This window comes from Micromonospora lupini (genome assembly GCF_026342015.1).
Classification (GTDB): Bacteria; Actinomycetota; Actinomycetes; order Mycobacteriales; family Micromonosporaceae; genus Micromonospora; species Micromonospora lupini_B.
On sequence record NZ_JAPENL010000001.1, the window covers coordinates 1,951,534 to 1,975,030 of the forward strand.

Sequence of the window (23,497 nt, forward strand, 5' to 3'; positions counted from 1 at the left end):
GCTCTACTTCGATCTTGTGTTGCCGGTCCACGGGTCGGCCCGGCAACGCGCCTGAACAACCCAGCAACTGCTCGGCGAAGCACATAGCGAGGCTCTAGAAGTCCCCACTCCGAAAGCAGGCAGGAAGATGCGGCATCCACAGCGAATAGGACGAACATCCGTTCCCGGGCGAAAGGTACGGCTGGCGGCGGCGGCCATGCTGCTGGTGGCCACGACCCTGACGGCCTGCGGCGGTGGCGAGGACGACGACGCGAAGGTGAGCGCCCCCAAGGCGCCGGCGACCATCCCGGAACTCACCAAGGACCCCCTGACCCTGAGCTTCATCTGGTTCGACTGGCCGCCGGCGCACGCGCTTGAGGACTTCGCGAACGCGGAGTACAAGAAGGAGCGGCCGAACGCGACCATCAAGGTCAACACCGTGCCGAACGCGAACTGGCACGACGCGATGTTCACCCAGTTCGCCGCGCACAAGACCGACTTCGACATCGCGATCCTGGACTCGCAACACATCGGCGAGGCGGTGACGAACGGCAACATCCTCGACATCACCGACTTCGTCAAGCAGAACATCGACGTCGCGGCCTACAACCCCTACCTCCTGGCGGCCTACGGCCAGTTCCCCCAGGCGGAGACCGGCAAGCGCGACGAGAACGCCAGCCTGTACGGACTGCCGTTGCTCGGCGACACCTGGACGATGATCTACCGCAAGGACCTGATCGGCGACAAGCCACCGCAGACCTGGGACGAGATGATCTCCGCCGCCGCGAGGTGCCAGGCGGACAACCCTGGCGTCAGCGGGCTTGCCTTCCACCAGGCGAACGGCTCCGACGCCGCGGCCGTCACCTACAACACGGTCAACGGCATCTACGGCGGCAACCTCTGGGACTCCAAGACGCGCAAGATCGACGGCGTCATCAACGACGCTGCCGGCCAGGAGGCGATGGACGTCCTGGTCAACAAGATGAAGCCGCTGACCGCCAAGGGCTCCGGCAACTGGTTCATCGACGAGGTGAACGCGGCGGTCGCCCAGGGCAAGGCATGCATCGCGTTCAACTGGATCGCCGCGAGCGGCGGCCTGCTTGATCCGAAACAGTCGACGCTCGGCACCACGCGGAAGCAGATTCTCGACAAGCTGGGCTTTGCCACCCTGCCGAGCCAGAAGACGAACCTGGTCCCGCTCGGCGGCATGGGGATGCACGTGTCGGCCTACTCCTCCAAGGCGAACCAGGCCGAGGCCCTGAACTTCATGAAGTGGTTCGAGCGGGCTGACATCCAGAAGAAGTGGGCCGCGGCCGGTGGCGTGCCGTCGCGTACGGACGCCCTCCAGTCGCCCGAGTTCCTCAACGCCGGGCCGTTCAACCAGGTGTACACCGACTCGGTTCCGCGGATGCGGGACATGTGGAACGTGCCCGAGTACGCGCGCCTCGTCAACATCGAGAACACCAACGTGAACGCGGCTCTCAACGGCGCGAAGAAGCCGAAGGACGCGCTCGACGACATCGCCAAGGAGCAGCAGGGCGTACTCGACTCCAGCGGCCGCAAGGGCGGCGGCGGACTGTGAGTGACCCTGTCCCTCTGACGACCGACCACCCCGGGCAGGTGGCGTCGGCGACGCCACCTGCACGGGGTCGGTCCCGCCGGCTGACCGATCGCGGACTCGCCGTGGCCTTCATCTCCCCCGCGCTGCTGCTGTTGCTCGCGATGTCGGTGTTTCCGTTGCTGTGGGCGTTGTACCTGTCCTTCACCGACTACTCGGCCACCCGCGGAGGGCCCGCTAATTTCATCGGGTTCGGGAACTACACGGCCATCCTGACGTCGGCGCAGGTCCACCAGAGAGCCCTGACGACGTTGATCTACGTGGTCGGCGCGGTAGCCCTGCAGACCGTGCTCGGTTTCGGCATCGCGTACCTGATCTCACGGCGTACGCACGGGCGAGGAGCGCTCACCACTCTGTTCCTGGTGCCGATGATGCTGTCGCCGGTCGTGGTCGGGCTGTTCTGGCGATTCATGCTCGACGCGCAGTTCGGCGTGGTCAACAGCATGCTCGGCTCGCTCGGCCTCGGGCAGGTGGAGTGGCTCACCCGGCAGCGAACGGCGTTGCTCTCCCTGATCGTCGTCGACACCTGGCAATGGACGCCGTTCATCATGCTCATCGCGCTCGCGGGCCTCACCGCGGTTCCCAAGTACCTGTACGAGGCCGCCTCGATCGACAGGGCGTCCGAGTGGTTCCGGTTCCGGACCATCACTCTTCCGCTCGTGTGGCCGCTGCTGCTCATTGCCGTGATGTTCCGGGGCATCGAGGCCTTCCGGCTGTTCGACCTCGTCTACATCCTCACCAGCGGAGGTCCGGGTGTCTCCACCGAGACGTTGTCGTTCCACGTCTACAAGGTCGCGTTCCTGGGCTTCAACACCGGCACTGCCTCGGCGTACGGGATCCTCATGGTCCTCGTCGTCATCGTCCTCACGCAGCTCTACCTGCGCTACCTGAACAAGCTCAAGGAGGGCTGATGGCCGTCTCCGTCGACGAGGCCGTCTCCACAGGTCCTGCCCCGGATCACACGCCCGCCGCGCGTCGCCTCGGCGGCCGGGGCCGCTCCGGGCTTGAGGTCGCGCTGCTGATCGTGCTGGCAGTCGTGATGCTCTTCCCGGTGCTGTGGATGATCGAGACGTCCATCAAGGAGAACCGGGACGTCTACGCCATTCCCGCCAAGTTCTTCGGCTTCGACGTCACCATTGACCATTTCAAGGACGTGTTCGTCGCCCCCGGGGGTGGGCGCTCGGCCCTGTCCGTCGCGTTCCTCAACTCCGTCGTGGTCGCCGGGGTCTCCACGCTGCTGGCCACCGTGCTGGGGGTCCCGGCGGCGTGGGCCTACGCACGCTTCGCCGTGCGGGCCAAGAAGGACCAACTGTTCTTCATCCTGTCCACCCGCTTCATGCCGCCCGTGGTGGTCGTGGTCCCGATCTTCCTCATGTACCGCCAGGTCGGGCTCATCGACAGCAAGCTCGGCCTGATCCTCATCTACGCCGCGTTCAACGTCCCGTTCACGATCTGGATGATGAAGGGGTTCGTCGACGAGGTGCCCGCGGAGTACGAGGATGCCGCCATGCTCGACGGCTACACCCGCTTGCAGGCCTTCTGGCGATACACCCTTCCCCTGCTCGTGCCCGGCATCGCCGCGACGGCGGTCTTCGCACTCATCTTCTCGTGGAACGAGTTCGTCTTCGCCATCTTCCTCACCTCGAGCGACGAGGTGCGGACGGCCCCACCCGCCATCGCCGGCCTCATCGGCGGCACCACTACGGACTGGGGTCTCGTGGCCGCCGCCTCAGTGGTGTTCGCCCTACCGGTGCTGGTCTTCGCCTACCTGGTGCGCAAGCACCTCGTCGCCGGTGTGACGCTCGGGGCGGTGCGACGCTGATGGCGGGCATCGAGGTGACAGCGCTGCACAAGCGCTACCCGGACGGGACTGTCGCGGTCGAGCACGTGGACCTCTCCATCGGCGACGGCGAGCTGTTCGTGATGCTCGGCCCCTCGGGGTGTGGCAAGACGACCACGCTGCGGGCCATCGCCGGCCTGGAGAGGCAGACGACAGGCGACATCCGCATCGGCGAGACGCTCGTCAACGACCTGCGGCCCGCCGATCGCGACATCGCCATGGTGTTCCAGTTCTACGCCCTCTACCCGCATCTGAGAACCCGCGACAACCTGGCGTTCCCACTACGGGCCGAGGGACTGCCCAAGGCGGAGGTGCACGAGCGGGTCAACGAGGCCGCCCGGCTGATGCGGCTCGGCCCGCTCCTGGACCGGCGCCCGCGCCAACTGTCCGGCGGGGAGCAGCAACGCGTCGCGCTCGCGCGCGCCCTGGTGCGACGACCGCGCGCGTTCCTCATGGACGAACCGCTCACCAATCTGGACGCGGAGCTGAGGGCGGACATGCGCACTGAGATCAAGCACCTGCAGGGCGAGCTGGGGGCCACGATGGTCTACGTCACCCACGACCAGGTCGAGGCGATGTCGCTCGGTCACCGAATCGCCATCCTCAACAACGGCCGCGTCGAGCAGATCGGCACCCCACTGGAGGTCTACGACCGTCCGGCGAGCCTCTTCTGCGCCGCATTCATCGGCTCTCCGCCGATGAACCTGATCGAGGTCGAGGTGGCAGACGGGACGCTGCGCGGTAAGGGCGGACTGGTCCTCACGCCGCCGCCGGGCCTGCCGCGTGACCGTAGCCTGGTCGCGGGCGTCCGGCCGGAGGCGCTGGAAGTCACCGAGCCAGGGGCGGACAGTTCGGTCCCGGCCCGGGTGGTCTCGGCGGAGTGGCTGGGCGACGAAATCATCTACGTGGTCGACCACGGCGGCCAGAGCGACGTACGGGTTCGAATGCCACCGACTGTCCGTTTCGCCGCTGACGCGAAGGTCGGGCTACGGCACACCGGCGGGACCCCGGCGGTCTACGACGTGCGCACGGAAGAGCTGGTGGCCTGATGGGAACCGTGGCGGTGCAGGGGCTGTCCAAGTCCTTCGGGAAGGTCCAGGCCCTCGACGGGGTGACGCTCGACGTGCCGGACGGCTCGTTCTTCGTCGTGCTCGGGCCCTCCGGGGCAGGCAAGACGACGACCCTACGCGCGATCGCCGGCCTGGAGAAGCTTGACGCCGGGTCGGTGCACCTGGACGGGAGGGACGCCACAGGTGACGCCCCGGCCGCACGCGACCTGGCCATGGTCTTCCAGAGCTACGCCCTCTACCCACGACACACGGTGTACGAGAACATCGCCTCGCCGCTGCGGGCCCGCCGCTGTTCGTCGAGCGAGATCGCCGCTGCCGTCGAGCAGATGTCGAGCCTGCTGCACATCGAACGTCTGCTGCAACGTCGTCCCGCGCAACTGTCGGGCGGTGAGATGCAGCGTGTCGCCCTGGCCCGGGCGCTGGTCCGTCGCCCGCGCGCGTTCCTCATGGACGAGCCACTGACGAACCTCGACCTCAAGCTCCGCGTCGAGATGCGCACCGAGCTCACCCGCATCCACCGCAGCCTCGGAGCAACATTCGTCTACGTGACAAACGACCAGGTCGAGGCCCTGTCCATGGCCGACCAGGTCGCGGTCCTCAAGGAGGGGAAGGTGCAACAGGTCGGAACACCCACCGAGGTGTACGAGCGTCCCGCCAACCAGTGGGTCGCGGGATTCGTCGGGAGCCCACCGATCAGCCTGCTCGCCTGCCACGCCGAGGGAGATCGCCTGGTCGGTGCGGAAGGCTGGACGCTGCCGCGGCCCCGCTGGACCACGGCAGAGGACGGTCGTGCGCTGCTGCTGGGCCTGCGCGCGGAGGACCTGTCCGTCGAACAGCGTGGAAGCGCGTCGTTGTCGGGAGAGCTCTACGGGCTTGAGCCGCTTGGTGACCGAACGGTGGTCGACGTCCGGGTGGGGGCGGAGATCCTCAAGGTCAAGGCCCGACCCACAGTCACCGGTACGCCTGGCGAGCGGCTACTGGTCACTGTCGACCTGGACCGTGCGCACCTGTTCGACGCGGGCACCGGGCTGTCGCTGTCCGAGGCTGGGCGCTGACCCGCCGGGCGGCGACGGCGCCATGCGCCCGCACCTGGCGATCGACCCTCGGCAGACAGTCGCCGGTGAGCACGGCCGGACGACGCGGAGACGGCAGGGGCCCGAGACGGCGATCGGTGGCGCGGGACGTCGGCCCGCGGACAGGGTCGCGGCCACCCTCGACCCGCTCGGCAACCTCGCCACCGACCAGGGCGTGTGAGCCGTCGGTCCACGTGGGCAACGCGACCGCTGAGGCACCCCGGACAGCACCAAGAAGATCACAGGAGGCGACGCGATGAGTGACCCGATCAACGTCCTGGCCCCCGAGCACAGGCGGCTCCGGATCGGCGACGCCTGGCGCGACGCCGCGAGCGGCGCCACCTTTGCCGTCGAGGACCCGGCCACCGGCAAGACCATTGCCGAGGTGGCGGACGCCGACGTCGTCGACGGGCTCGCCGCCCTGGACGCGGCGAGCACGGCGATGGCCGAGTGGGCGGCGACCCCGCCCCGGAAGCGGTCGGAGTTGTTGACCGCGACGTACCGGGCACTTACCGAGCGATCCGAGGAGGTCGCCCGCCTGATAACGCTCGAGATGGGCAAGCCGCTCGCCGAGGCTCGGGGAGAGGTGGCCTACGGTGCCGAGTTCTTCCGTTGGTTCGCCGAGGAGGCGGTACGCGTCGAGGGGCGCTACAGCGTCGCTCCCGCCGGTGGATATCGCATCCTCACCGTGCCGAAGCCGGTCGGACCATGCGTCTTCGTGACGCCCTGGAACTTTCCGTTGGCGATGGGTGCCCGCAAGATCGCTCCTGCGCTGGCCGCGGGCTGCACGACGATCACCAAGCCGGCAGGCCAGACGCCACTCACCATGCTGTTCCTGGCCCGCATCATGGAGGAGGTGGGCGTCCCCCCGGGCGTCGTCAACGTGGTGACCACCAAACGTTCCGGCACGGTGGTCTCGGCGCTGCTGGCCGACAGCCGGACCCGCAAGCTCTCGTTCACCGGGTCGACCGAGGTCGGGCGCGTGCTGCTCCGACAGGCCGCGGACAACGTGCTGCGTACCTCGATGGAACTGGGCGGCAACGCGGCCTTGATCGTGTGTGCCGACGCCGACCTGGACGTCGCGATCGACGGCGCCATGGTGGCCAAGATGCGCAACATCGGGGAGTCCTGCATCGCGGCCAACCGGATCTACGTCGAGGAGCCGGTGCGCGAGGAGTTCACGGCACGCTTCGTCGAGCGGATGGGCGCGCTCTCGATGGGCCATGGTCTCGACGACGGCGTCACCGTCGGTGCGTTGATCGACGAGGCCTCGGTCGCCAAGATCGACGAGCTGGTCGCGGACGCGGTCGATCGCGGCGCCCGGGTCCTGGTGGGTGGTGAGCGTCCGGATGGGCCGGGCCACTTCTACCCGCCCACGGTCCTCGTCGACGTGCCCGACGATGCACGGATGCTGGAGGAGGAGATCTTCGGCCCGGTGGCGCCGATCATCTCGTTCACGTCCGACGACGAGGTGCTGGCGAAGGCCAACGACACCGAGCACGGCCTGGTCGGCTACGTCTTCACCCGCGACCTCCAGCGGGCGCTCCGGTTCACCGAGGGGCTGGACACGGGGATGGTCGGCGTCAACCGTGGTCTGATATCGGACCCGTCAGCTCCGTTCGGAGGCGTGAAGCAGTCCGGGATCGGCAAGGAGGGGTCGCACGAGGGCATCCGTGAGTACCTCGACCTCACCTACGCGGCGATCGACCTCCCATGACCGGCCTGCCGCTCCGGGCGCCCGGCGCTCGCGCCCGCGCCACCCGGGCGGCCAGCCCTGCCGACGCCGTCCCGGTCTCGCAGGTGACCTGGACGTCCGCCCCGCACATCGCCGCCGACGTTCCGGAGAGGCACCGACATGCTTGAGACCGTCCGCGGACCACGCCAGTTGATAGTGGGCGAAGGGGTCGCGCAGAACATCCCCCGAGTGGTGGCCGAGAGTGGCTCGCGCGTCCTCATCGTGACCGACCAGGTTCTTCTGGGTCAGCCGGGCGTGGCCGAGATCGTGGCCGCCGTGCGGGAGAAGGTCCAGGCCGTCGAGGTGTTCTCCGACGCGACTCCCGACGTGCCACTCTCCGACGTCGCCCTGGCCGTCTCGGCCGCCGCCGAGGTGGACGCCGACGTGATCCTCGCCATCGGGGGTGGCACGGTGATCGACCTCGCCAAGATCGTCGGCGTCATCCGACGCCACGGTGGGACGCCGCGCGACTTCTACGGCGAGTCGAGGGTGCCGGGGCCGACGATGCCACTCGTCGCGGTCCCGACGACGTCAGGCACCGGCTCCGAACTCACGCCCGTCTCGGTGCTGACCGACCCGGACCGCGAGCTGAAGGTGGGGGTCTCCAGCGTCCACATCGTGCCCGACTTCGCCATCGTCGACCCCGAACTCACCTACACCTGCCCTGCGACAGTCACTGCCCACTCCGGCATCGACGCGTTGTGTCACGCCGTGGAGAGCTACACCGCGCGACCCCGGCCCCACGGACCGCGCGACCCGGTGGAGCAGGTGTTCCTCGGCCGCAACCCGATCACCGACCACTACGCGCTCCTGGCCGCGGAGCGCATCGCCCGTAGCCTGCGTCGTGCTGTCCGCGACGGAGGCGACACGGACGCCCGCGCGGACATGTCCTACGGGTCCATGCTCGCCGGGCTCGCGTTCTCCCACGCGGGCAACGCAGCCCCACACGCACTCCAGTACCCCATCGGCGCCGCCACGCACACACCGCACGGCGTGGGCGTCGGGCTGCTCCTGCCCTACGCGCTTGACGCGGCCAGGAACGCCATCAGCGACCGGTTGGCAACCCTCGCCAGGGTGTGCGGGCTCGACGTCACCGACGCCTCGGAGGCCGAGGCAGCGGACACGTTCCTCGCGTGGCTCGACAGGCTCCTCGCCGACATCGGCATCCCGCCCACCCTTGCGGACATCGGCGTGGCACGCGACGACCTCCCGCGCTTCGCGGAGATGGCCGGTGGCGTCACCCGCCTGATCCAGAACCATCCCGGCCCGACCGACACCGCCAGCCTGACCGCGATCCTCGAAGCGGCCTGGACCGGGGACCGGACCCGACACGTCGCGACTCCGAGCCGAGACAGCGAGCGGTCTTCCACCTGACCACGAGTTGCGCCAATCACTGTGGTGTTACGAGTGGTTGTCAGGGTGAATGTCCGTACGCCCGCGACCTGGGACCGGGCCTGTGCCTGTTCCCGATCCCCGGCTCTCGATCTCCACCGTACGGCTCGACGCGTACTGCCGATGATCTGATTTCGCTCGACGGGACAGCGCGGCTCTCCGTCGAGAGGAAATACTCTGCGGACCCACGTCGATGGAGTCAGCCAGCCGCGCCCCCTCGGCGCGGCGCACAGGCGTGGCGGGCTCCGCCCGCCGCGCCGACGGTCACCTCGGCCCCGCGAGCAAGGAGACACCCACCTCACCATGCCTAGAAGATTGCTCTGTGTGCTGATGTCCGCCGGCCTCGCGGTCGGTACGGCGCTCGGTGTCACGCAGCCGGCGCAGGCCGCAGACCCGTCCGTCGATGGTGGCGGTCGAGCGAACGCCGGCGTCGCCCCGGGCGCGCGCAGCGGCGCGATGGCCAAGACCGCCGCCATCCCTGCGGGTTACACGGTCCGGGGCATCGACGTCTCCAGCCACGACCACAACCTCGGCCCGATCAGCTGGCCCGCGGTCGCGGCCAGCGGCGTCAAGTTCGCCTACGTCAAGGCGACGGAAGGCAGGACGTACCTCAATCCGTACTTCGCCGAGGACTATGCCGCGGCCAAGGACGCCGGTCTGCTCGTCGGGGCCTACCATTTCGCCCGTCCGGACAAGCGCGACCCGATCAACGAGGCCAATTTCTTCGTCGACAGCGCGAAGTTCACCAAGGACGGCCAGACCCTCGTGCCGATGGTCGACATCGAGTGGCCCTACTGGAGCGACGCGCCCACCTGTTACGGGTTGACCCCGACCGAGATGTCGAGCTGGATCCGGTCCTTCACCGACCAGGTCAAGGCCCGCATCGGCCGGCCCGTGATGATCTACACGAACACCAACTACTGGAACCCGTGCACAGGCAAGAACGCGTCGTTCGGCGCCAACCCGTTGGATATCGCCGGCTACACCACCGCTCGTCCCCCGCTGCCGGCCGGTTGGACCGCGGAGACCATCTGGCAGTACGCCGCCGGCAACCCGAGCCAGCCCGGGAACTACAGCCAGAACGTCTTCAACGGCACCTACGCGGCCCTCACCCGGCTGACCGGCACGCCGGTGGCCGCGCCTCCGGTTGCCCTCCGCGCACGCGCCAACAAGCGCTACGTGGTGGCGGAGAGCGCCGGCGCCAAGCAGTTGATCGCCAACCGCACCACAGTTGCCCGGTGGGAGCAGTTCGATGTGATCAGTGCGGGCGGCGGCTACGTCGCGCTCCGCTCGCGTTCCAACGGTCGGTACGTGACGGCGGAGAGCAAGGGCGCCAAGCCGCTGATCGCCAACCGCACCAAGGTCAGCACCTGGGAGAAGTTCACCATCATCAACAACTCGGACGGCACGATCAGCCTGCGCGCCGCGGCCAACGGCAGATACGTGGTGGCGGAGAGCAAGGGCACCAAGCCGCTGATCGCCAACCGGACGTCGATCAGCACCTGGGAGAAGTTCGACCGGATCTCCCTCTGAGCACCGCCGCTGCCCGGCACCCGCACCGTGAGGGCGCCGGGCAGCGGTCTGTCACAGGCGTACCGCAGAGGTGTCAGCCGGCGGCGGCCGCCAACCGGCGGACGGACCCGGCGCGGGCGGCCCAGCGCCCGTCCTCGTGACGTACCTCGATGGGGTGTGCGAAGGCCGCCGACACCTGGGCCGTCGTGACCGTCTCATCGGCCGGCCCGGCGGCGACCGCGCTGCCGCCGCTGATCAGCATCGCGTGGGTGGTCGTCGCCGGAAGTTCCTCGAGGTGGTGGGTGACCATGATCGAAGCGAGGCGGGGCTGGGTCTCGCGGAGAAGGTCGATGGTCTCCAGCAACTGTTCCCGGGCCGCGACGTCGAGACCTGTCGTGGGCTCGTCCAGCAGCAGCAGTCGCGGCTGACTGATGAGCGCCCGGACGATCAGGGCGCGACCCCGCTCACCCTGCGAGAGGGTGGGCCAGCGCTCGTCGGCCCTGTCGACCAGCCCGAACACGCCCAGCAGAGAGTCCGCCCGATCACGGTCGTCCCGGGTCGGCTGCCAGCGCGGCGGGAGGTCGACCGATCCGACGAGCCCGGTCAGCACGACCTCACGAATGGTCAGGGGCGAGCGCAGCGGATGGCGGGGGTTCACGTGACCGATCGCCCTGCGCAGCTGTTGCAGGTCGACGCGGCCGAGTTGCTGACCGAGGATCCGCACGGTTCCCGAGGTGGGATGGGTCAGCGCGCCGCAGAATCCCAGCAGTGTGCTCTTGCCGGCGCCGTTCGGGCCAAGCAGCGCCCAGTGCTCCCCTTCACGCACGGTGAGGTCGATGCCGTGCAGGATCTGCTTGCCGTCCCGCCGGAACGTCACGTCGTGGAGGTCGACGATGGGCGACGGCGCGTGCGTCACGGCGGTCCTGGGGAGCATGGCCTTCTCTCGGTACGGCGACTGTCGCCCTGCACGCTGCCACAGACCGGCGCGCAGGTCAGTGACCACGACCACCGCCGCCGCACGGGTCCGTCGCGGAGTGCCCACCACAGACCCCGCACGGAACCACGGCCCGGGCTCAGTACCTTGCTGCCGTCCTACAGATCCATCGCGTAGACGCGGACCTGGCGGCCGGTGTCCGGCTGCACCGTTTCGCGCTCCAGCGACATGCCCAGCTTGGCCATCACCCGCGCGGACGCCTCGTTACCGACGATGTGGATGCTGACAAGCCGCCGCAGGGCCAGCCGAGCACGAGTGTCGGCGACAACGGCCTGGGCCGCCTCGGTGGCCAGCCCTCGGCCCCAGTACGCGCGGCCAAGCCGCCAGCCGATCTCCACGGCCGGCATGATCTCGGGCAGGAAGGTCGGCACCGCCAGGCCGGTGAAACCGGCCAGCTCGCCGGTCTCCTTGACCACCACCGCGTACAGGCCGAAGCCGTGCTCGTCCCAGTGCCGCTGATAGGTGGCCAGGCGCTTCGCGCTAGCGGCCCGGTCCAGCGTGCGGCCGTCATGGATATAGCGCATCACCTCGGGCTGGGCGTTGACCGCGGCGAACCCGTCCAGATCGTCGCTTCGCCAGCGGCGCAACACCAGCCGCGGAGTCTCCAGGGACGTGGCATCGAGGAAGTTCGTCGAGTCGGGCACATCCCCTTCGTAGCATTTGGAGTCCACGGCGAGTATCGCCGCCGGCACCGTTGGCTCGTCGGCTCCTCCATGACCCCGATGGGCACGTCCGCGAGAATGCTGCGTCAGCCCTCGGCTCGGTCGCAGGGCCGGCGGCAGTGGATGCGCTGCTGGTGCTGGCTGCCGACCAGGACTCACGGCTGCGAGTCCAAGCCGCCAAGGCGCTCGCGAAGGCGGCCGATTCGGATCCCCGTGTGGCGCCGCAACTGACGATGCTGGCGCGTGACGGCGAGGCCGCAGTACGAGCGGCCACCCTCAGCGGACTCGCCAGCGCCGGGGGCGGGCCATCGAACCTGCGGTATCTCCTGCTCCAATTGGTGAACGACCCGGACCCGATGGTCCGTCAACGGGTCGCGGTCGTGGCACGACATGTCGCGCCCGACGCTGCCCCGGACATCCTCCGCCGGTATACCCGCGATCACGATCGGGCCCTGCGCCGACTCGCCGCCACCGATCTGGACCGACTGACTCACCCCACCGCCCGCTGACCCGGCAGCCCACAATGTGCGGTGCCCGAGAGGACGAACCGGGAGTAGGTTCGCGCATTGGCTTCGCGCTCCGGGTGATCCGCTGCCGCCGTACCGCTGATCAGCGTTCATCGGCGGCGGCTGGCGCGATCTGGTCGAGGTGTGCGTCGACGGTGGCCCTGGCGGTGGCGTTCGAGGTCCGGCCGGGGCGCAGGAGGGCGTGCAGGATCACGCCGTCGACGAGGGCGTAGAGACGCTCTGCCTCGACCTTCTGATCGAGCCCGGGCCGGAGCGCGCCGGCGTCGGCCAGTCGTCGGATCATGGTGGCGAAGGCGTCGGTGAGGCGTATGTCGATGTCCTTGCGCAGGCTGGCCATGGTCGGTTCTACGACGGCGCGTGCCGTGAACGCGAGCCACACTTCGCACTCGCCGCGCCGTGGCCGGTCCAGCGGCAGCATCTCGTCGATCATCGACCGGACCACCGCACGCTGGTCGCCCGTGGTGTCCACGGCTCGGATCCGCTCCTCGATCCGTTCTCCCACCAACCGCAGGGCGAATCCGAGGAGTTCGGACTGGCTGGTGAAGAAGTGGCGCAACGAACCCATGGACAGCCCGGCCTCGCGCGCCACGTTTCGCACCGATGCCTGCTCAAGCCCGTCCCGCATCACGATCCGCCAGACCGCTTCGGCGAGTTCGGTCCGTCGGGTCTGCGCATCCACCAGCTTCGGCATTACTCTTTATAACACAGTCGTGCTACCTTCACGTTGCTAACACAATCGTGCTAGATAAGCGGGAGTGTCTGTGTCACGTCGAGAACACGCCTGGCTCGCGGCCGCGGTGGTCGGCTGGATCGCACTCAACGGCGCGGTGCTTCTCCTCGCGCCCGGCGACGCCCCCTTCGACTGGCCGGCGCAGCACGACCCGCCATCCGGGCCCGGCCAGGTGATCGCCGCTCAGGCCACCCTCATCGAATTGGCACTGCTCGCCGTCATCGGGTACGCGCTCACCCGTGGTCGACCCGCACCGATGATCGCCGAGCGCGCACCGACGCTCCCGACCGCTCGCCGTGAGACAGGACTCGTCCTGGCGTACGGCGTCCTCGCCCAACTCGGTGGCCTGCTCATCGGCCGAGCGCTCGGCTGGCACCCGATCGGCTTCCACCTGGCCGGCACGCTCGTCGGCACCGCCGATCCGGTCGGGCCCGCCGAGGCGCTCGGCTGGGCCACGTACAACCTTGTGGTCTACGCGCTGCTGCCACTCCTGTGGTTCCGGCGGCGCTACACCGCCCACCAGATGTGTCTGCGCTCGGCGGATCGGCGCGGCGACGCGATCCTCATCCTCGCCGTGCTGGTCCTCGAATCGCTCGCGCAATGGGTGGTGCTCGGCCACGCCTTCGCCGGCCTGGCCCCGGGTCAGCTCGCCGTCGGAGTGCCACTGACATTCCTGCTGTACCTGGCTGGCACGGTGCTGCCCACAGTCATCTTCGTGCAGAGCGTCCTCGTCCCCCGCTACGCCCGTCTGACCGGCTCCACCACCGCGACCCTCGTTCTCGGCGGCCTGACGTACGCGGCACTGCACGTGTTCGAGGGCTGGGGCAAGTTCGGGTCGCCGCGCGAGGCCACGCTGACGATCCTGTTCGTGCTTCTCATCTACACGCTGCCCGGCGCATTCAAGACCTGGCTCACCGTACGGACCGGCAACGCCTGGGTACACGCGTGGGCATATCACGCCTTCGCGCCACACACCATTCACGACGCCGGGTTGATAGTTCGGATCTTCCGCCTCTGACATGTGCGGCGAGTCGTACGGGAACCTGCGCCGTCGGCAGAGACGGACCCACCCCCTCGTCACGGTCCTGACGGTGTCCTCGACGGAGATTGGGGAGGGCTGTCAGGCGGATTGCCGGTGGCGTCCGAGTGTCAGGAGCAGGCCGGCGGCGGCCAAGGCGACTCCGGCGACGGCGGTGTATGCGGGGAGTCGGGCGGGGATGCCGAGGTAGACGGTGATGCCCAGGATGCGGGACAGGCCCCAGGGCAGCAGCGCGAGCTGGTCGTTCCACACCGTCAGCGCGCGTTCCAGGCCCACCACCGAGACCAGCGCGGACAGCACGCCGAGGGGCACGCCCGCGGCCGTGAGGGTCAGCCCGACGGCGCTTCGGCGGCGCAGGCCGTACCTGTCGCGCAGGACCACGGCGACGACCACGAACAGCCAGCAGAACGCCGCGAACGCGACGGTGACGTACGCCGCGCGCGCATTCGGCGCGGTCCAGAAGACGAACCAGTAACCGCCCGGTCCGCGCCCGGCGAGCGCCGCAAGCAGCAGCACGCTGCGCAGCAGCGCGACGCCGCCGACCACGGCCCACAGGTGGAACGGATCCCGGCGGCCGACGACGAGGCGTACGACGAGGGCGAACAGCGCCCACCCACCGAGGGTGACCAGCAGGTGCGCCGGCGCGGCGAACCAGGTCAACACGAGCCGGCTCGCCACCAGCACCACCGCCGGGACCAGCCACACCAACACCCGGTCCGCCCGCGTCGTCGGCGTCGGCAGCGCGGCGACCCGCCACGGCCGGAGCGCGCCGAGCAGCAGCCCCCGCGCGGCGGCCGCGCCGAACCCGCGCCCGTACAGGCCGAGCAGCACCACCAGCAGGATCGACCCGAGCGTCACCCGGGCCGCCCAGGCCATCGCCGGGTCCCGGTCGGCACGCCGCGCCCCGAGGTCGGCGGCGGTGAAGTTGTACGCGGGCAGGTCCAGGTCGGCGCCGTAGCGCTGCCGGTGCGCGTCGCGCGCGCCCTGGTAGGCCGCCGCGGCCAACCGCCAGTCGTGGCGGGCGGCCGGGGCGCCGGTGTCCAGCCACTGCGCGTGCCGCAGCACCATGGTCCGGTACGCGCCAAGCGTCTCGAACAGGTCGACCTGGTAGTCGAGAGTCGCGGTGAAGCGTCCGCGCAGTTCGGCGTCCCGCCAGGTCGCCGGGTCGGTCGCGGCGATCAGGTCGCGCATGCGCCGGGCCAGCACGACGGCCTGCGTGCCCTCCTCGATCGCCTCGTCGACGCGGCCGCCGGTCACCGCGTAGATGCTGTCCAGCGCGGCGGAGTCGCCGGTAGGGATGTCCCACTCGAAGATCCACATCATGGGCGGCGGTTCCAGCCCGAGCGCCCGCACCGACCTGTCGGCGTACGGACCGATGTAGAGACCCTTGGTGACCGCCTGCCGGGACAGCGCCATGGCCCGCCCGATCGCGGCGACGGTGGCCGGATCGCCGGAGAACGTGCGGTACGCCCAGTCCGCCGTGACCTGCGCCGGGTCGACGTTCGGGTCCCAGGCCAGGCGGCCGACGGCGTACGTGTTGAGGTCGTAGAGCTGCCAGAACCCGGCGCGCAGGTACAGCGACATGGGCCCGGCGCGCAGCGGCCCGCCGTCCTGGGTCCAGTTCCAGACACCCTCGACGTTCGGGTTGGCGGCGAGGAATGCGCGCAGCGCCTCGCGGTGCAGCGGGCCGAGGTCGTTGGGCAGCGAGCCGAACCCCTCGAACTCGCGCCGGGCCTGGAACTCGACGATGCGGCGGTGCCCGCCGCCAAGCAGTGTGGTGTTCAGTGGCAGGTGACTGTAGAAGTCGCCCAGGGTGTACTTGGTGGACACGATCAGGTGCGGGTCGTCGAGCCCGCCGAGGACCTTCGCGTACGACGCCGGGTTGGTGTGCAGGTCGCCGACGGCGCCGACGCCCACCGTCCACGTCCGGAAGATGATCTCCTTCCCGGCTGGGCCGGCGGTGTCCAGCAGCGCGCGCAGCATCGCGCGTACGGACGCCTCAGTGGTGACCGCGAGCCGTGACGAGTAGTCCCAGCCGGTTCCGGCGTACACCTCGCCGCCCTCGCCGACGCGGACCATCAGGCCGTCGACGAACGGCATGCTCTCGAACAGCTCGGCCAGGCCGGCCTGGTAGACCGCCCACAGCCGAGGGTCTGCCGCGTCGAGGTCGCCGACGGTCCGCGTCAGGTACGCCTCCAACGGTGGTGACACCGCGAGCATGTCGGTCAGCAGGAAGACCCGCATGCCCAAGTCCTCGGCGTACCGAAAGACGGGGCCGAACGCCGCGACCATCGCCCGTGCGCGGTCGACGTGCGGGTCTCCGGGCCGGTAGACCGCGCGCCCGTCGCCGACCTTCGCGAACGTCACGTACTCCAGGAAGCCGGGCACGACGATCCCGTTGAATCCCTGCGCCACCGAGTGGTCGACGAACTGCCGAAACTGCGCGTCGATGCGGGCCACCGCGTCGGCGTCCACCCACGGCGCGCGAGGCAGCACCGCCGACCCGACCACGTCGGTGTTCAGGCCATAGTCGTCGCCGGCGGCGAAGACGGCCGGGTCGGGCTCGCGCCCCACCGAACCCGCGTCGGTCAGCCGCAGGCCGAGCCGGGGGATGACCACCCGACCCGCATCCGCCGCGGGGAGCGCCTCGGCACCGGAGCGGATCCGGTCGGCCAGCCGGTACATCCCGGCCGCCACGCCCGCGACGTCTCCGCCCTGGACGGCCAGCTCGGTGCCGCGCACGTCGAGCCGGTACGACTCGGGCTTTCCGCCGAGGGTGGCCAGCACGCCCGCCCGTAGCGTGCTCACCGCCGACAGGTCCGGGGCCGCGACGCGCGCCCTGCCGGTGCCCGGCGTGGCCGTCGCGGACCTGGCCGGGCTCGACGCGGCCGGGGCGAGCACCGGCCGGGGCAGGCCGCGGAAGACGATCGCGTCGGCGACGGCGGCTGCGGCCTTCCTGAGGCGCGGCTCGTCGGGCACGACGAGGGACGCCAACGGCGGGACCGGCGCGGGCGTCCGCGCCGGCGCGGCGACGGCGTCCTCGCGCGGCACGACGGCGGCGGCGTGGCTCAGCCCCAGCGTGTCGCCGACCCCCCAGGCCGTGGCCGCGCCGAGCGCCAACAGGACCACCGCGGCGACGAGCAGCGGGTACGGCCGGCGAACCTGGGGGACATGAGCCACGCTCGCATGGTAGTGGCCGCACCGGCCTCCGCCCTCGACGTGCAGTAGCTGGCGGTGAGCGTCATCGGCTACCGGGAACTTCTCCTGGACGTGCATCGCGGGAAATAGGTATTGCGCCGTTGACACCGCACGGCACTCTCAGCTTATGAACAGATTCACCGCGGTGAGTCGAAGCTTCGTCGCAGTGGGGCGGGCGTCCATTGCGGTCCTGCTCGGCTTGTTACTGCTGTTGTCGGCATGCACTTTCGGCGGTGACCGGGAGCCGGACAACGAGGCCACGACCCCGCCGCCGTCGCCCGAGGAAGGTGCCGCAGTCGCGCTGACCAACGCGCTTGACCGGCTCGAAGCCTCGCCTGGGCTGCATTACAAGGGAGCATTCGACAATCCGTCCGGAACCGCGAACGTCGATCTGCGCGTCTCCGGCAGCGGCGTGGCGTACGGCTCGATGAGTGACTCCGGTGCGACGCTGCGGATCCTCGCCCTGCAGGACCGAACGCTCATTCGCGCAGGTGAGGCGTTCTGGAAGTCCGCCGCGTCCGCGCAGCCTGCGGGCGACCCGAAGATCAAGGCCGAGCTGACCAAACGCTTCGCCAGGAGTTGGGTCGCCATCGACGCCCGGGTGATGGGCGATCCCGGCGTCACGCTGCGCCCCGCCAACGTCGCCGGGCAGTTCCGCGACCAGCTACGACAGACGGGCGTCACCGCGGTGGGGCACGGTACTGTCGGCCAGCAGCAGAGCACGGCCGTCACGGTCGGATCCACCATCTATCACGTTACGTCGAACAGTCCGTACCGGTTGCTGAAGGTCGAGCACCCGCGTATCAAAGCCGCTAATCGTGCGACGCGAGGGGCGGTGCGCGGTGCGGCGTTCCGCGTCGCGCAGCGGGACCCGTCCGACGACAGCCTTGATTTCGGCGAGATGGACCCGTCGGCGCTCGACGGCTTCTACGACGATGTCGAGAACGAGGCGAAACGCGAGCTCGGCAAGGCCGTCGACTCGCGGGTGAAGTTCAATGCCACGCTCACTGGCGGCATCAGTTGTCCGTTCGGCAGCGGCGCCTGCACCGTGCGCGCCAACGTCGCCAACACACTGACGGCCGCCCAGGGTGCCGGTGCGACCGGCACGGTGCGAGCCGACATGACGGCATTCGTGACCGGGCCGTCGAACGCGGCGACCTGCACCGACTCGAAAACCATGGCGGTCAACTCCTCGACGTCCATGTCGTGCGTCGTGCGCCTGGTCCTGCCGCGGTGCAACAAACGCGGCGTCTGCACCTGGCCGGTGAACGCGAACATCATGGTGATCGCGCGGGCGGACGTCAACGTCACCGCGATCACGAAGCAGTTGCGCCGCGACCGGTCCGTCGATGGACGACTGGCCAGGTGTCGGGCCGGTCAGGGCTGCGGCTATCCGGTGAAGGGCTCCAAGGCCGGTGCGGAAGCAGCACGAGCCGACGCCGAACGGCTCGCGAGCAAGAGGCAGCAGCGACAGTGCCAGAACGGCACCGTCGCCGTGGCCAAGGTGGCCCAGAAGAGCGGTGGCGGCACGAAGACGATCGTCGCGACCGAAGCCCCGAGCAGGCCGAGGGAGTGGACGGACGCTGACCTGGGGGGCATGGAGGTCGCTGAATACCCGGGCCACGCTGAGGCGTCGATCATTCAGTGGCTGAAGCACAACGCCAACTGGTACATAGTCGAGGGCGCAGCGCAGCGCAACGTATGTCAACCCGGTGAGGCACCCAACTGCGACGTATCGTGCATGGAGCAGTTGGAGAACGTCGAGGGACTCACGATCGGCCCGGCTGAGTTCCGCAGCGGTACGCGATACAAGTCGCGGATCAGAACCTTCTGGACCGAATGAACACGAGAGGGCCTGAGGTGACCGGCTACACCGAGTTGGCCCATGGCCTAGCGGAGCTTCCCCGGGCGGCGAGGGCGGTACACGGAGCGTGCTGTGCACTGCGCTACGTGCCGGTACTGACGGCGATCACCCCTGACCTGGAAACGGTCGCTGTCGAGTACATCGACCTGATCACCGATCACCTCGGGACGGTCGACGACGGCCGGCTGACGACGGCCTACGAGCGTGTCGACGCGCTGGTGCCCAAGGTTGGTGATGGCCAGGACCCGGACTACTGGGTGGCCGATGCCCTGTCCCTTGTCGCTTACACCCTCGATTGCGCGCGATCTGACGGCTCGCCCGACGCAGCCAACTGGGTATGTTCTGGCGCACTCAACATCGCCGCCGCGATCGACGTGTACATCAGGGGTGATGGCCTGACCGCCCGGCTGGAGGAACTCGACATCGCTGCACAGGAGTCCAGCATCCGCCAGCTCCAAGGAGACTTCGACGCCTCAACGGTCGCCGGGCTTCGGTCGGAATCGGCGGTTGTCGCCGCCGAGGTGGAGACGATGCTGCAAGTGTTTCTCCGCGCCCTTCGTCCCTGAGTCATCCGGACGAGGCCGACGTCGGGGGCTGCCGGCTTGCCTGCACCTAGGGCTGCTCAAGGAGCCTCAGTCCGCACTGGTCGCCCGCTCATCGGCCCAACGACGGCCAGAATCCTCCGGATCGTCCGGTTGCAGGCTGCCGTCCACCAGACCGGCGAAGAGCGACTCGAACAACCGATCCGGGTCCACCGCTGCTCGCCCTGCCCGGTCCCCACTGGCCTCGTCGTAGGCCGCCTGAACCCCGACAACCTGGCGCGCCAACGCCACCATGTCCACGCCCGTGCGGTACAGCGACGCCCACAGCTCTTCCTCAAGCTCTATCGCGGCCCCCTCCCACGGCTGCGCCGGCTCCGGCGAGTCCCCGTCCTCTTCCTCGGCCCGCCGGTACACCGCCCGCGACCGGGCTCTGCTTGCCAGGCCCATGAGGTCCACGATCAGGGTGAACGGTCGACGGTTTATCGGGAACGCCCACGGCATCGTCCGGCCGATCCGGGCCACCCCCAGCCCCTGCACCAGGTCGAACAGCAGATCATCCGCCGGCTTCCACACCACGCTGTGGTCATGGTCGAGCACCGCCCGCAGCGCCGAGGCATCCGCCCCCAAGCCAGCCGAGGTGGACCAGCCGGTCAGCTCCGCCACCACATCGTCAACGGTGCGGCCGATCGGCTCCGGCAAGTCATCAGGCTGATGCCGGAACACCCCCGCACGGCCCGCTGGTATCCCACAGGTGGGTCAACGACCCCACGACGCCCGGCACCGCCGTGCACATCACCGCGCAGTCGCCGTCACTGACATACGCGGCGAAGACCGGATGCCCTGTCGACGCCACCACCGCCCCACAGGGCCCGAGCAGGTCCGGCGGATCGTTCCACCCGCTGGTCTCCAGCAGCTGCCACCCATCGCCCAGATCGCGCAACCAACGATGCTGGTAACCGAACCCACTCATGCCGTCCTGGTCGACCAGCAACCCCTGTGGTCGCGCCACAACGATCGTCCCCCAATAACCCACGCGCAGGAGCTTAGGCCGGGCCACCGTGATCACCCAGACACAGGCACCCTGCCCCACCATCCTCGCCAAACATGCGCGTACGAGGGTCTGCGATCATGCGGCTCGTGAGCGACTGGAAGCAGTTCCGCGATGAGGTGTCGTGGTTCCTCGGGCCGGGGGAAGGCGCTGAGGTGGGCATGGCGCGGCCCTGGGCCCGTAAGCCGATCGCTGGCTTGCCTGAACTGTCCGCGTTGCTCGCCTCGGCCACGGTCACGCCGGTGTCAGTCGGAGACACCGCCTTCGAGCTGCTGGCATGGGGGCCATCTGGCCATCGGCGGGGATGGCTCTGCCACCTACCGCGCGATGCGGACAGCGACCACATCGTCCAGACGCACAAGAGTTTCTGGAAGGCCTGCGGTGGGATAGTCGAACGGTTCGGCGAGCCGTCTACCTGGTGGACCAACCAGAATGAGGTGCTCACGGCCGCGGCGACGCAGGTGCGGGTCGCGGATGTGCTCAATGACTATGCGTGGATCTGGGAAGACGACGGTCTGCAGATTGCCATCGACCCAGATGACTACTATGCGGCAGCGGTGGAGGCCAATGGGAACCTGACCCTGGCGCATCGCGAAGACGGCCGACTACTACTCTTTGCGCCGGATCACTCCTTTGCCGGTGTCACCCCCGTGGCGGGCTCCCCACCGTACTCACTGCTCACGATCGATGAGGTGCCCGACCTCAAAACCTGGATCGAAGCGTGCGCCGCGGCCTGGCGACATCAGTAGATCGACGTGCGTACGCATCTGGCGTTGAGTCGGCACGGCGGCCTTTCCGACATCGATGACGTCACGCATTTTCGCCGTCGGACCAGTAACCGGTCCCGATGCTGAGATGCCGATCCCACAAGCGGCGCCGCGACCAGCGCATCCTCTGCGGTGGCCTCATCGGCGAACCCGAACGTGTCAATACGGTGGGAGTGGTGGCGTCGTAGGGTCCGAGGCATGCACAGCACTCTGACGGAGCACGCTCGGTGCCTCTACGGTGACGAGTATCGACCCGCTGCGCAGCCATGCCGCCCTGATCACGCCGAGCACAACTTCATCGAAGAGCTGACCTTCGCCGGCGCGGAGTCGATCCTCGCCATGCTGCACGAGTTGTGCCCGCAGGTGGTTGACGGGCTCCTGCCGGTATGGGTGCGGAACCTGGCCTATCGGTTGGTGCTTCTGCAGCGACCCGGTGAGCCTGCGCTGATGCGAGAGGCTGCGCAAAACCTCTGGCTGCACGGCCCTGATTGGGATGACATCGCGGCAGAGCTGACACGCCGTGCCGAAGCTCTGGAAGCAGGCAGACCTGGAAGCCCGACCTGAACAAGATCAGGTACGCGGATCTGCCACTGATGCTGCTCACCCGATCCCCACCCATGTGTCGACATGTAAAGGCGTTACAACCACTGCTCATCGATGTTGCCGGCGTACAGGTAGGCGGTGCGGTGGGTCGACAGCCCGGACGGCTCCGGCTCACCCGAGTACACGGCAGCGAGCAGGCCCGGCCGGTACCACCAGCCGTTCGTGATGCCACCAACCTCTGCGATCGGTTGCATCGCGGTCAGGTCAAGCTGGTCAACGGCCGGACCGGTCAGCCTGGTGACCGTGTCCGCGACGTCCATCGCCGCGTACGCCAGAGCCAGGGCCTCAACCCAGCCGTCGATGCTGCGGTGCAACGCGACCCACTGCCCATCATCGCCACCGGCGATACCGAACGTTCCGTCCGGGCCGATCAGGAACGCATACGGCACAGCGGTGCGTTGCGGCCCGGCCTCGAAGAACCAACCCTGGGGAGCAAACGTGTCTTCCCATTCTGGCGTGTCCACACGGAGCATTCGCGGGCCTGCGGCATCCTCGGTCATACCCGGCGCGGACGGCAGGACAAGGCCACCCCACCGGGCCTGAAACGCCTCGGCGCGGTCGATGACCTCGTTGGGAATTTGCGCCTCCTGCCACGCGCCTCGAAACTCACTCACCGGCGGCACGTCGAGCCAAACTCCGTGATTATTGACGAACGAACGGGCCCGTCTGCTCAAACCCGTCGGCGGCCGACGCAACCCCAACACATCCGCATGGTATCCAGCTACTGGATGCGTGTTGAGGCCGCCGACAAGGCGCGCGACCGTGGGCGTGCCTCGCGATCGACCGCTGCGGCAGGTCTGTGGACGCGTCCGGCAGTGCTGGCTCCGGGCGGTCCGCTGGTGCTGGTCCACCCCCGGCATCGCTACCTCAACATCGGCTTCTATCGCGGCGCCGACAACCCGCCGTTCTGAGCCGTAACAGGCCCGAAACTACCGGTTGAAAATCCTGGAATTTTCTGCCAGCCTGGGAGCCATCGACACGTGTGAACGTTAACAAGATCCTTTCCCCCTGGAGGCACCACACCCGGGCGTCAGGCCCACTCACCCGTCCGCCGAGCAGAGGATCGGCCTGATTTCCCGGGACCGTCCCACCGGGACACCCGACTCCGAACACTCACGATTTCCGGAACGGACGCGATAGTTGCGGTCCTGGGCGTAGCACTGCTGCCCAATCTCGCCCAGGCCGCCGGGACGACTCTCGGTGCCACCGCCGCCCAGTCCGGCCGGTACTACCACCAGGGCGTTCTCCCCGCTCCGGCGGCGACTACGGCCGCCTGCCGTACCGGCCGGGTCTGCTGACGCTGC

The 23,497-nt window shown here is 68.9% G+C and carries 23 protein-coding genes; 16 read left to right on the plus strand and 7 right to left on the minus strand.

Annotation, left to right across the window (positions count from 1 at the left end; genetic code table 11):
* Positions 1-196 precede the first annotated feature (196 nt).
* The 9 genes from OOJ91_RS08535 (at position 197) to OOJ91_RS08575 (ending at position 10,240) form a co-directional block, all read left to right on the plus strand.
* Positions 197-1,561 (plus strand): extracellular solute-binding protein, encoded by a 1,365-nt coding sequence (locus OOJ91_RS08535; RefSeq protein ID WP_266244095.1) that lies wholly within the window; start codon positions 197-199, stop codon positions 1,559-1,561.
* Between the two features lie 101 nt (positions 1,562-1,662).
* Positions 1,663-2,508, plus strand: coding sequence for a carbohydrate ABC transporter permease (locus tag OOJ91_RS08540; protein WP_266244096.1), 846 nt, complete (start codon positions 1,663-1,665; stop codon positions 2,506-2,508).
* On the plus strand, positions 2,508-3,419 hold the full coding sequence (locus OOJ91_RS08545) for a carbohydrate ABC transporter permease (RefSeq protein ID WP_266244097.1): 912 nt from the start codon (positions 2,508-2,510) through the stop codon (positions 3,417-3,419). The genes OOJ91_RS08540 and OOJ91_RS08545 overlap by 1 nt, the downstream gene beginning before the upstream one ends.
* Positions 3,419-4,486 carry an ABC transporter ATP-binding protein gene (locus OOJ91_RS08550; protein WP_266244098.1) on the plus strand — a complete coding sequence of 356 codons (1,068 nt, stop codon included), beginning with the start codon at positions 3,419-3,421 and terminating at the stop codon, positions 4,484-4,486. The genes OOJ91_RS08545 and OOJ91_RS08550 overlap by 1 nt, the downstream gene beginning before the upstream one ends.
* Positions 4,486-5,562 carry an ABC transporter ATP-binding protein gene (locus tag OOJ91_RS08555; RefSeq protein WP_266244099.1) on the plus strand — a complete coding sequence of 359 codons (1,077 nt, stop codon included), beginning with the start codon at positions 4,486-4,488 and terminating at the stop codon, positions 5,560-5,562. The genes OOJ91_RS08550 and OOJ91_RS08555 overlap by 1 nt, the downstream gene beginning before the upstream one ends.
* 22 nt (positions 5,563-5,584) lie before the next feature.
* Positions 5,585-5,761, plus strand: coding sequence for a hypothetical protein (locus tag OOJ91_RS08560; RefSeq protein WP_266244100.1), 177 nt, complete (start codon positions 5,585-5,587; stop codon positions 5,759-5,761).
* A gap of 75 nt (positions 5,762-5,836) precedes the next feature.
* Positions 5,837-7,297 carry an NAD-dependent succinate-semialdehyde dehydrogenase gene (locus tag OOJ91_RS08565; protein ID WP_266244101.1) on the plus strand — a complete coding sequence of 487 codons (1,461 nt, stop codon included), beginning with the start codon at positions 5,837-5,839 and terminating at the stop codon, positions 7,295-7,297.
* A gap of 138 nt (positions 7,298-7,435) precedes the next feature.
* Positions 7,436-8,689: an iron-containing alcohol dehydrogenase gene (locus OOJ91_RS08570; protein WP_266244102.1), complete on the plus strand. Its 1,254-nt coding sequence runs from the start codon at positions 7,436-7,438 to the stop codon at positions 8,687-8,689.
* A gap of 321 nt (positions 8,690-9,010) precedes the next feature.
* Positions 9,011-10,240: a GH25 family lysozyme gene (locus tag OOJ91_RS08575; RefSeq protein WP_266244103.1), complete on the plus strand. Its 1,230-nt coding sequence runs from the start codon at positions 9,011-9,013 to the stop codon at positions 10,238-10,240.
* A gap of 73 nt (positions 10,241-10,313) precedes the next feature.
* Here OOJ91_RS08575 and OOJ91_RS08580 read toward each other — a convergent pair whose 3' ends face one another.
* Both OOJ91_RS08580 and OOJ91_RS08585 read right to left on the minus strand, forming a co-directional pair.
* Positions 10,314-11,153 (minus strand): ABC transporter ATP-binding protein, encoded by an 840-nt coding sequence (locus OOJ91_RS08580; protein WP_266244104.1) that lies wholly within the window; start codon positions 11,151-11,153, stop codon positions 10,314-10,316.
* 158 nt (positions 11,154-11,311) lie between these two features.
* On the minus strand, positions 11,312-11,857 hold the full coding sequence (locus OOJ91_RS08585; RefSeq protein ID WP_266244105.1) for a GNAT family N-acetyltransferase: 546 nt from the start codon (positions 11,855-11,857) through the stop codon (positions 11,312-11,314).
* Between the two features lie 50 nt (positions 11,858-11,907).
* On the opposite strand from OOJ91_RS08585, the gene OOJ91_RS08590 reads away from it, so the two are divergent.
* Positions 11,908-12,384, plus strand: coding sequence for a HEAT repeat domain-containing protein (locus OOJ91_RS08590; RefSeq protein ID WP_266244106.1), 477 nt, complete (start codon positions 11,908-11,910; stop codon positions 12,382-12,384).
* Positions 12,385-12,484: 100 nt separating this feature from the next.
* On the opposite strand, the gene OOJ91_RS08595 is transcribed toward OOJ91_RS08590, so the two are convergent.
* Positions 12,485-12,991, minus strand: coding sequence for a TetR family transcriptional regulator C-terminal domain-containing protein (locus OOJ91_RS08595; RefSeq protein WP_323178429.1), 507 nt, complete (start codon positions 12,989-12,991; stop codon positions 12,485-12,487).
* Positions 12,992-13,163: 172 nt separating this feature from the next.
* On the opposite strand from OOJ91_RS08595, the gene OOJ91_RS08600 reads away from it, so the two are divergent.
* Positions 13,164-14,150, plus strand: a complete 987-nt coding sequence (locus OOJ91_RS08600) for a hypothetical protein (RefSeq protein WP_266244108.1) — start codon at positions 13,164-13,166, stop codon at positions 14,148-14,150.
* Between the two features lie 102 nt (positions 14,151-14,252).
* On the opposite strand, the gene OOJ91_RS08605 is transcribed toward OOJ91_RS08600, so the two are convergent.
* Positions 14,253-17,351, minus strand: a complete 3,099-nt coding sequence (locus OOJ91_RS08605; protein ID WP_266244109.1) for a hypothetical protein — start codon at positions 17,349-17,351, stop codon at positions 14,253-14,255.
* 145 nt (positions 17,352-17,496) lie between these two features.
* On the opposite strand from OOJ91_RS08605, the gene OOJ91_RS08610 reads away from it, so the two are divergent.
* Positions 17,497-19,212, plus strand: coding sequence for a hypothetical protein (locus OOJ91_RS08610; protein ID WP_266244110.1), 1,716 nt, complete (start codon positions 17,497-17,499; stop codon positions 19,210-19,212).
* 17 nt (positions 19,213-19,229) lie between these two features.
* Positions 19,230-19,799, plus strand: a complete 570-nt coding sequence (locus OOJ91_RS08615) for a hypothetical protein (protein WP_266244111.1) — start codon at positions 19,230-19,232, stop codon at positions 19,797-19,799.
* A 66-nt stretch (positions 19,800-19,865) separates the two neighbouring features.
* Here OOJ91_RS08615 and OOJ91_RS08620 read toward each other — a convergent pair whose 3' ends face one another.
* Both OOJ91_RS08620 and OOJ91_RS08625 read right to left on the minus strand, forming a co-directional pair.
* Positions 19,866-20,498: a hypothetical protein gene (locus tag OOJ91_RS08620; protein ID WP_266244112.1), complete on the minus strand. Its 633-nt coding sequence runs from the start codon at positions 20,496-20,498 to the stop codon at positions 19,866-19,868.
* A complete protein-coding gene (locus OOJ91_RS08625) occupies positions 20,479-20,841 on the minus strand; it encodes a hypothetical protein (RefSeq protein ID WP_266244113.1) in 363 nt (120 codons plus the stop codon). The genes OOJ91_RS08620 and OOJ91_RS08625 overlap by 20 nt, the downstream gene beginning before the upstream one ends.
* 62 nt (positions 20,842-20,903) lie before the next feature.
* Between OOJ91_RS08625 and OOJ91_RS08630 the strand changes: the two genes are divergently transcribed.
* A complete protein-coding gene (locus OOJ91_RS08630; RefSeq protein WP_266244114.1) occupies positions 20,904-21,572 on the plus strand; it encodes a hypothetical protein in 669 nt (222 codons plus the stop codon).
* A gap of 216 nt (positions 21,573-21,788) precedes the next feature.
* Positions 21,789-22,154 carry a hypothetical protein gene (locus OOJ91_RS08635; protein ID WP_266244115.1) on the plus strand — a complete coding sequence of 122 codons (366 nt, stop codon included), beginning with the start codon at positions 21,789-21,791 and terminating at the stop codon, positions 22,152-22,154.
* 74 nt (positions 22,155-22,228) lie between these two features.
* On the opposite strand, the gene OOJ91_RS08640 is transcribed toward OOJ91_RS08635, so the two are convergent.
* Positions 22,229-22,816 carry a hypothetical protein gene (locus tag OOJ91_RS08640; RefSeq protein WP_323178471.1) on the minus strand — a complete coding sequence of 196 codons (588 nt, stop codon included), beginning with the start codon at positions 22,814-22,816 and terminating at the stop codon, positions 22,229-22,231.
* An 87-nt stretch (positions 22,817-22,903) separates the two neighbouring features.
* Here OOJ91_RS08640 and OOJ91_RS08645 point away from each other — a divergent pair, with 87 nt between their 5' ends.
* Complete coding sequence (locus tag OOJ91_RS08645) at positions 22,904-23,104, plus strand: hypothetical protein (RefSeq protein WP_266244117.1); 201 nt, start codon at positions 22,904-22,906, stop codon at positions 23,102-23,104.
* Positions 23,105-23,497 lie beyond the last annotated feature (393 nt).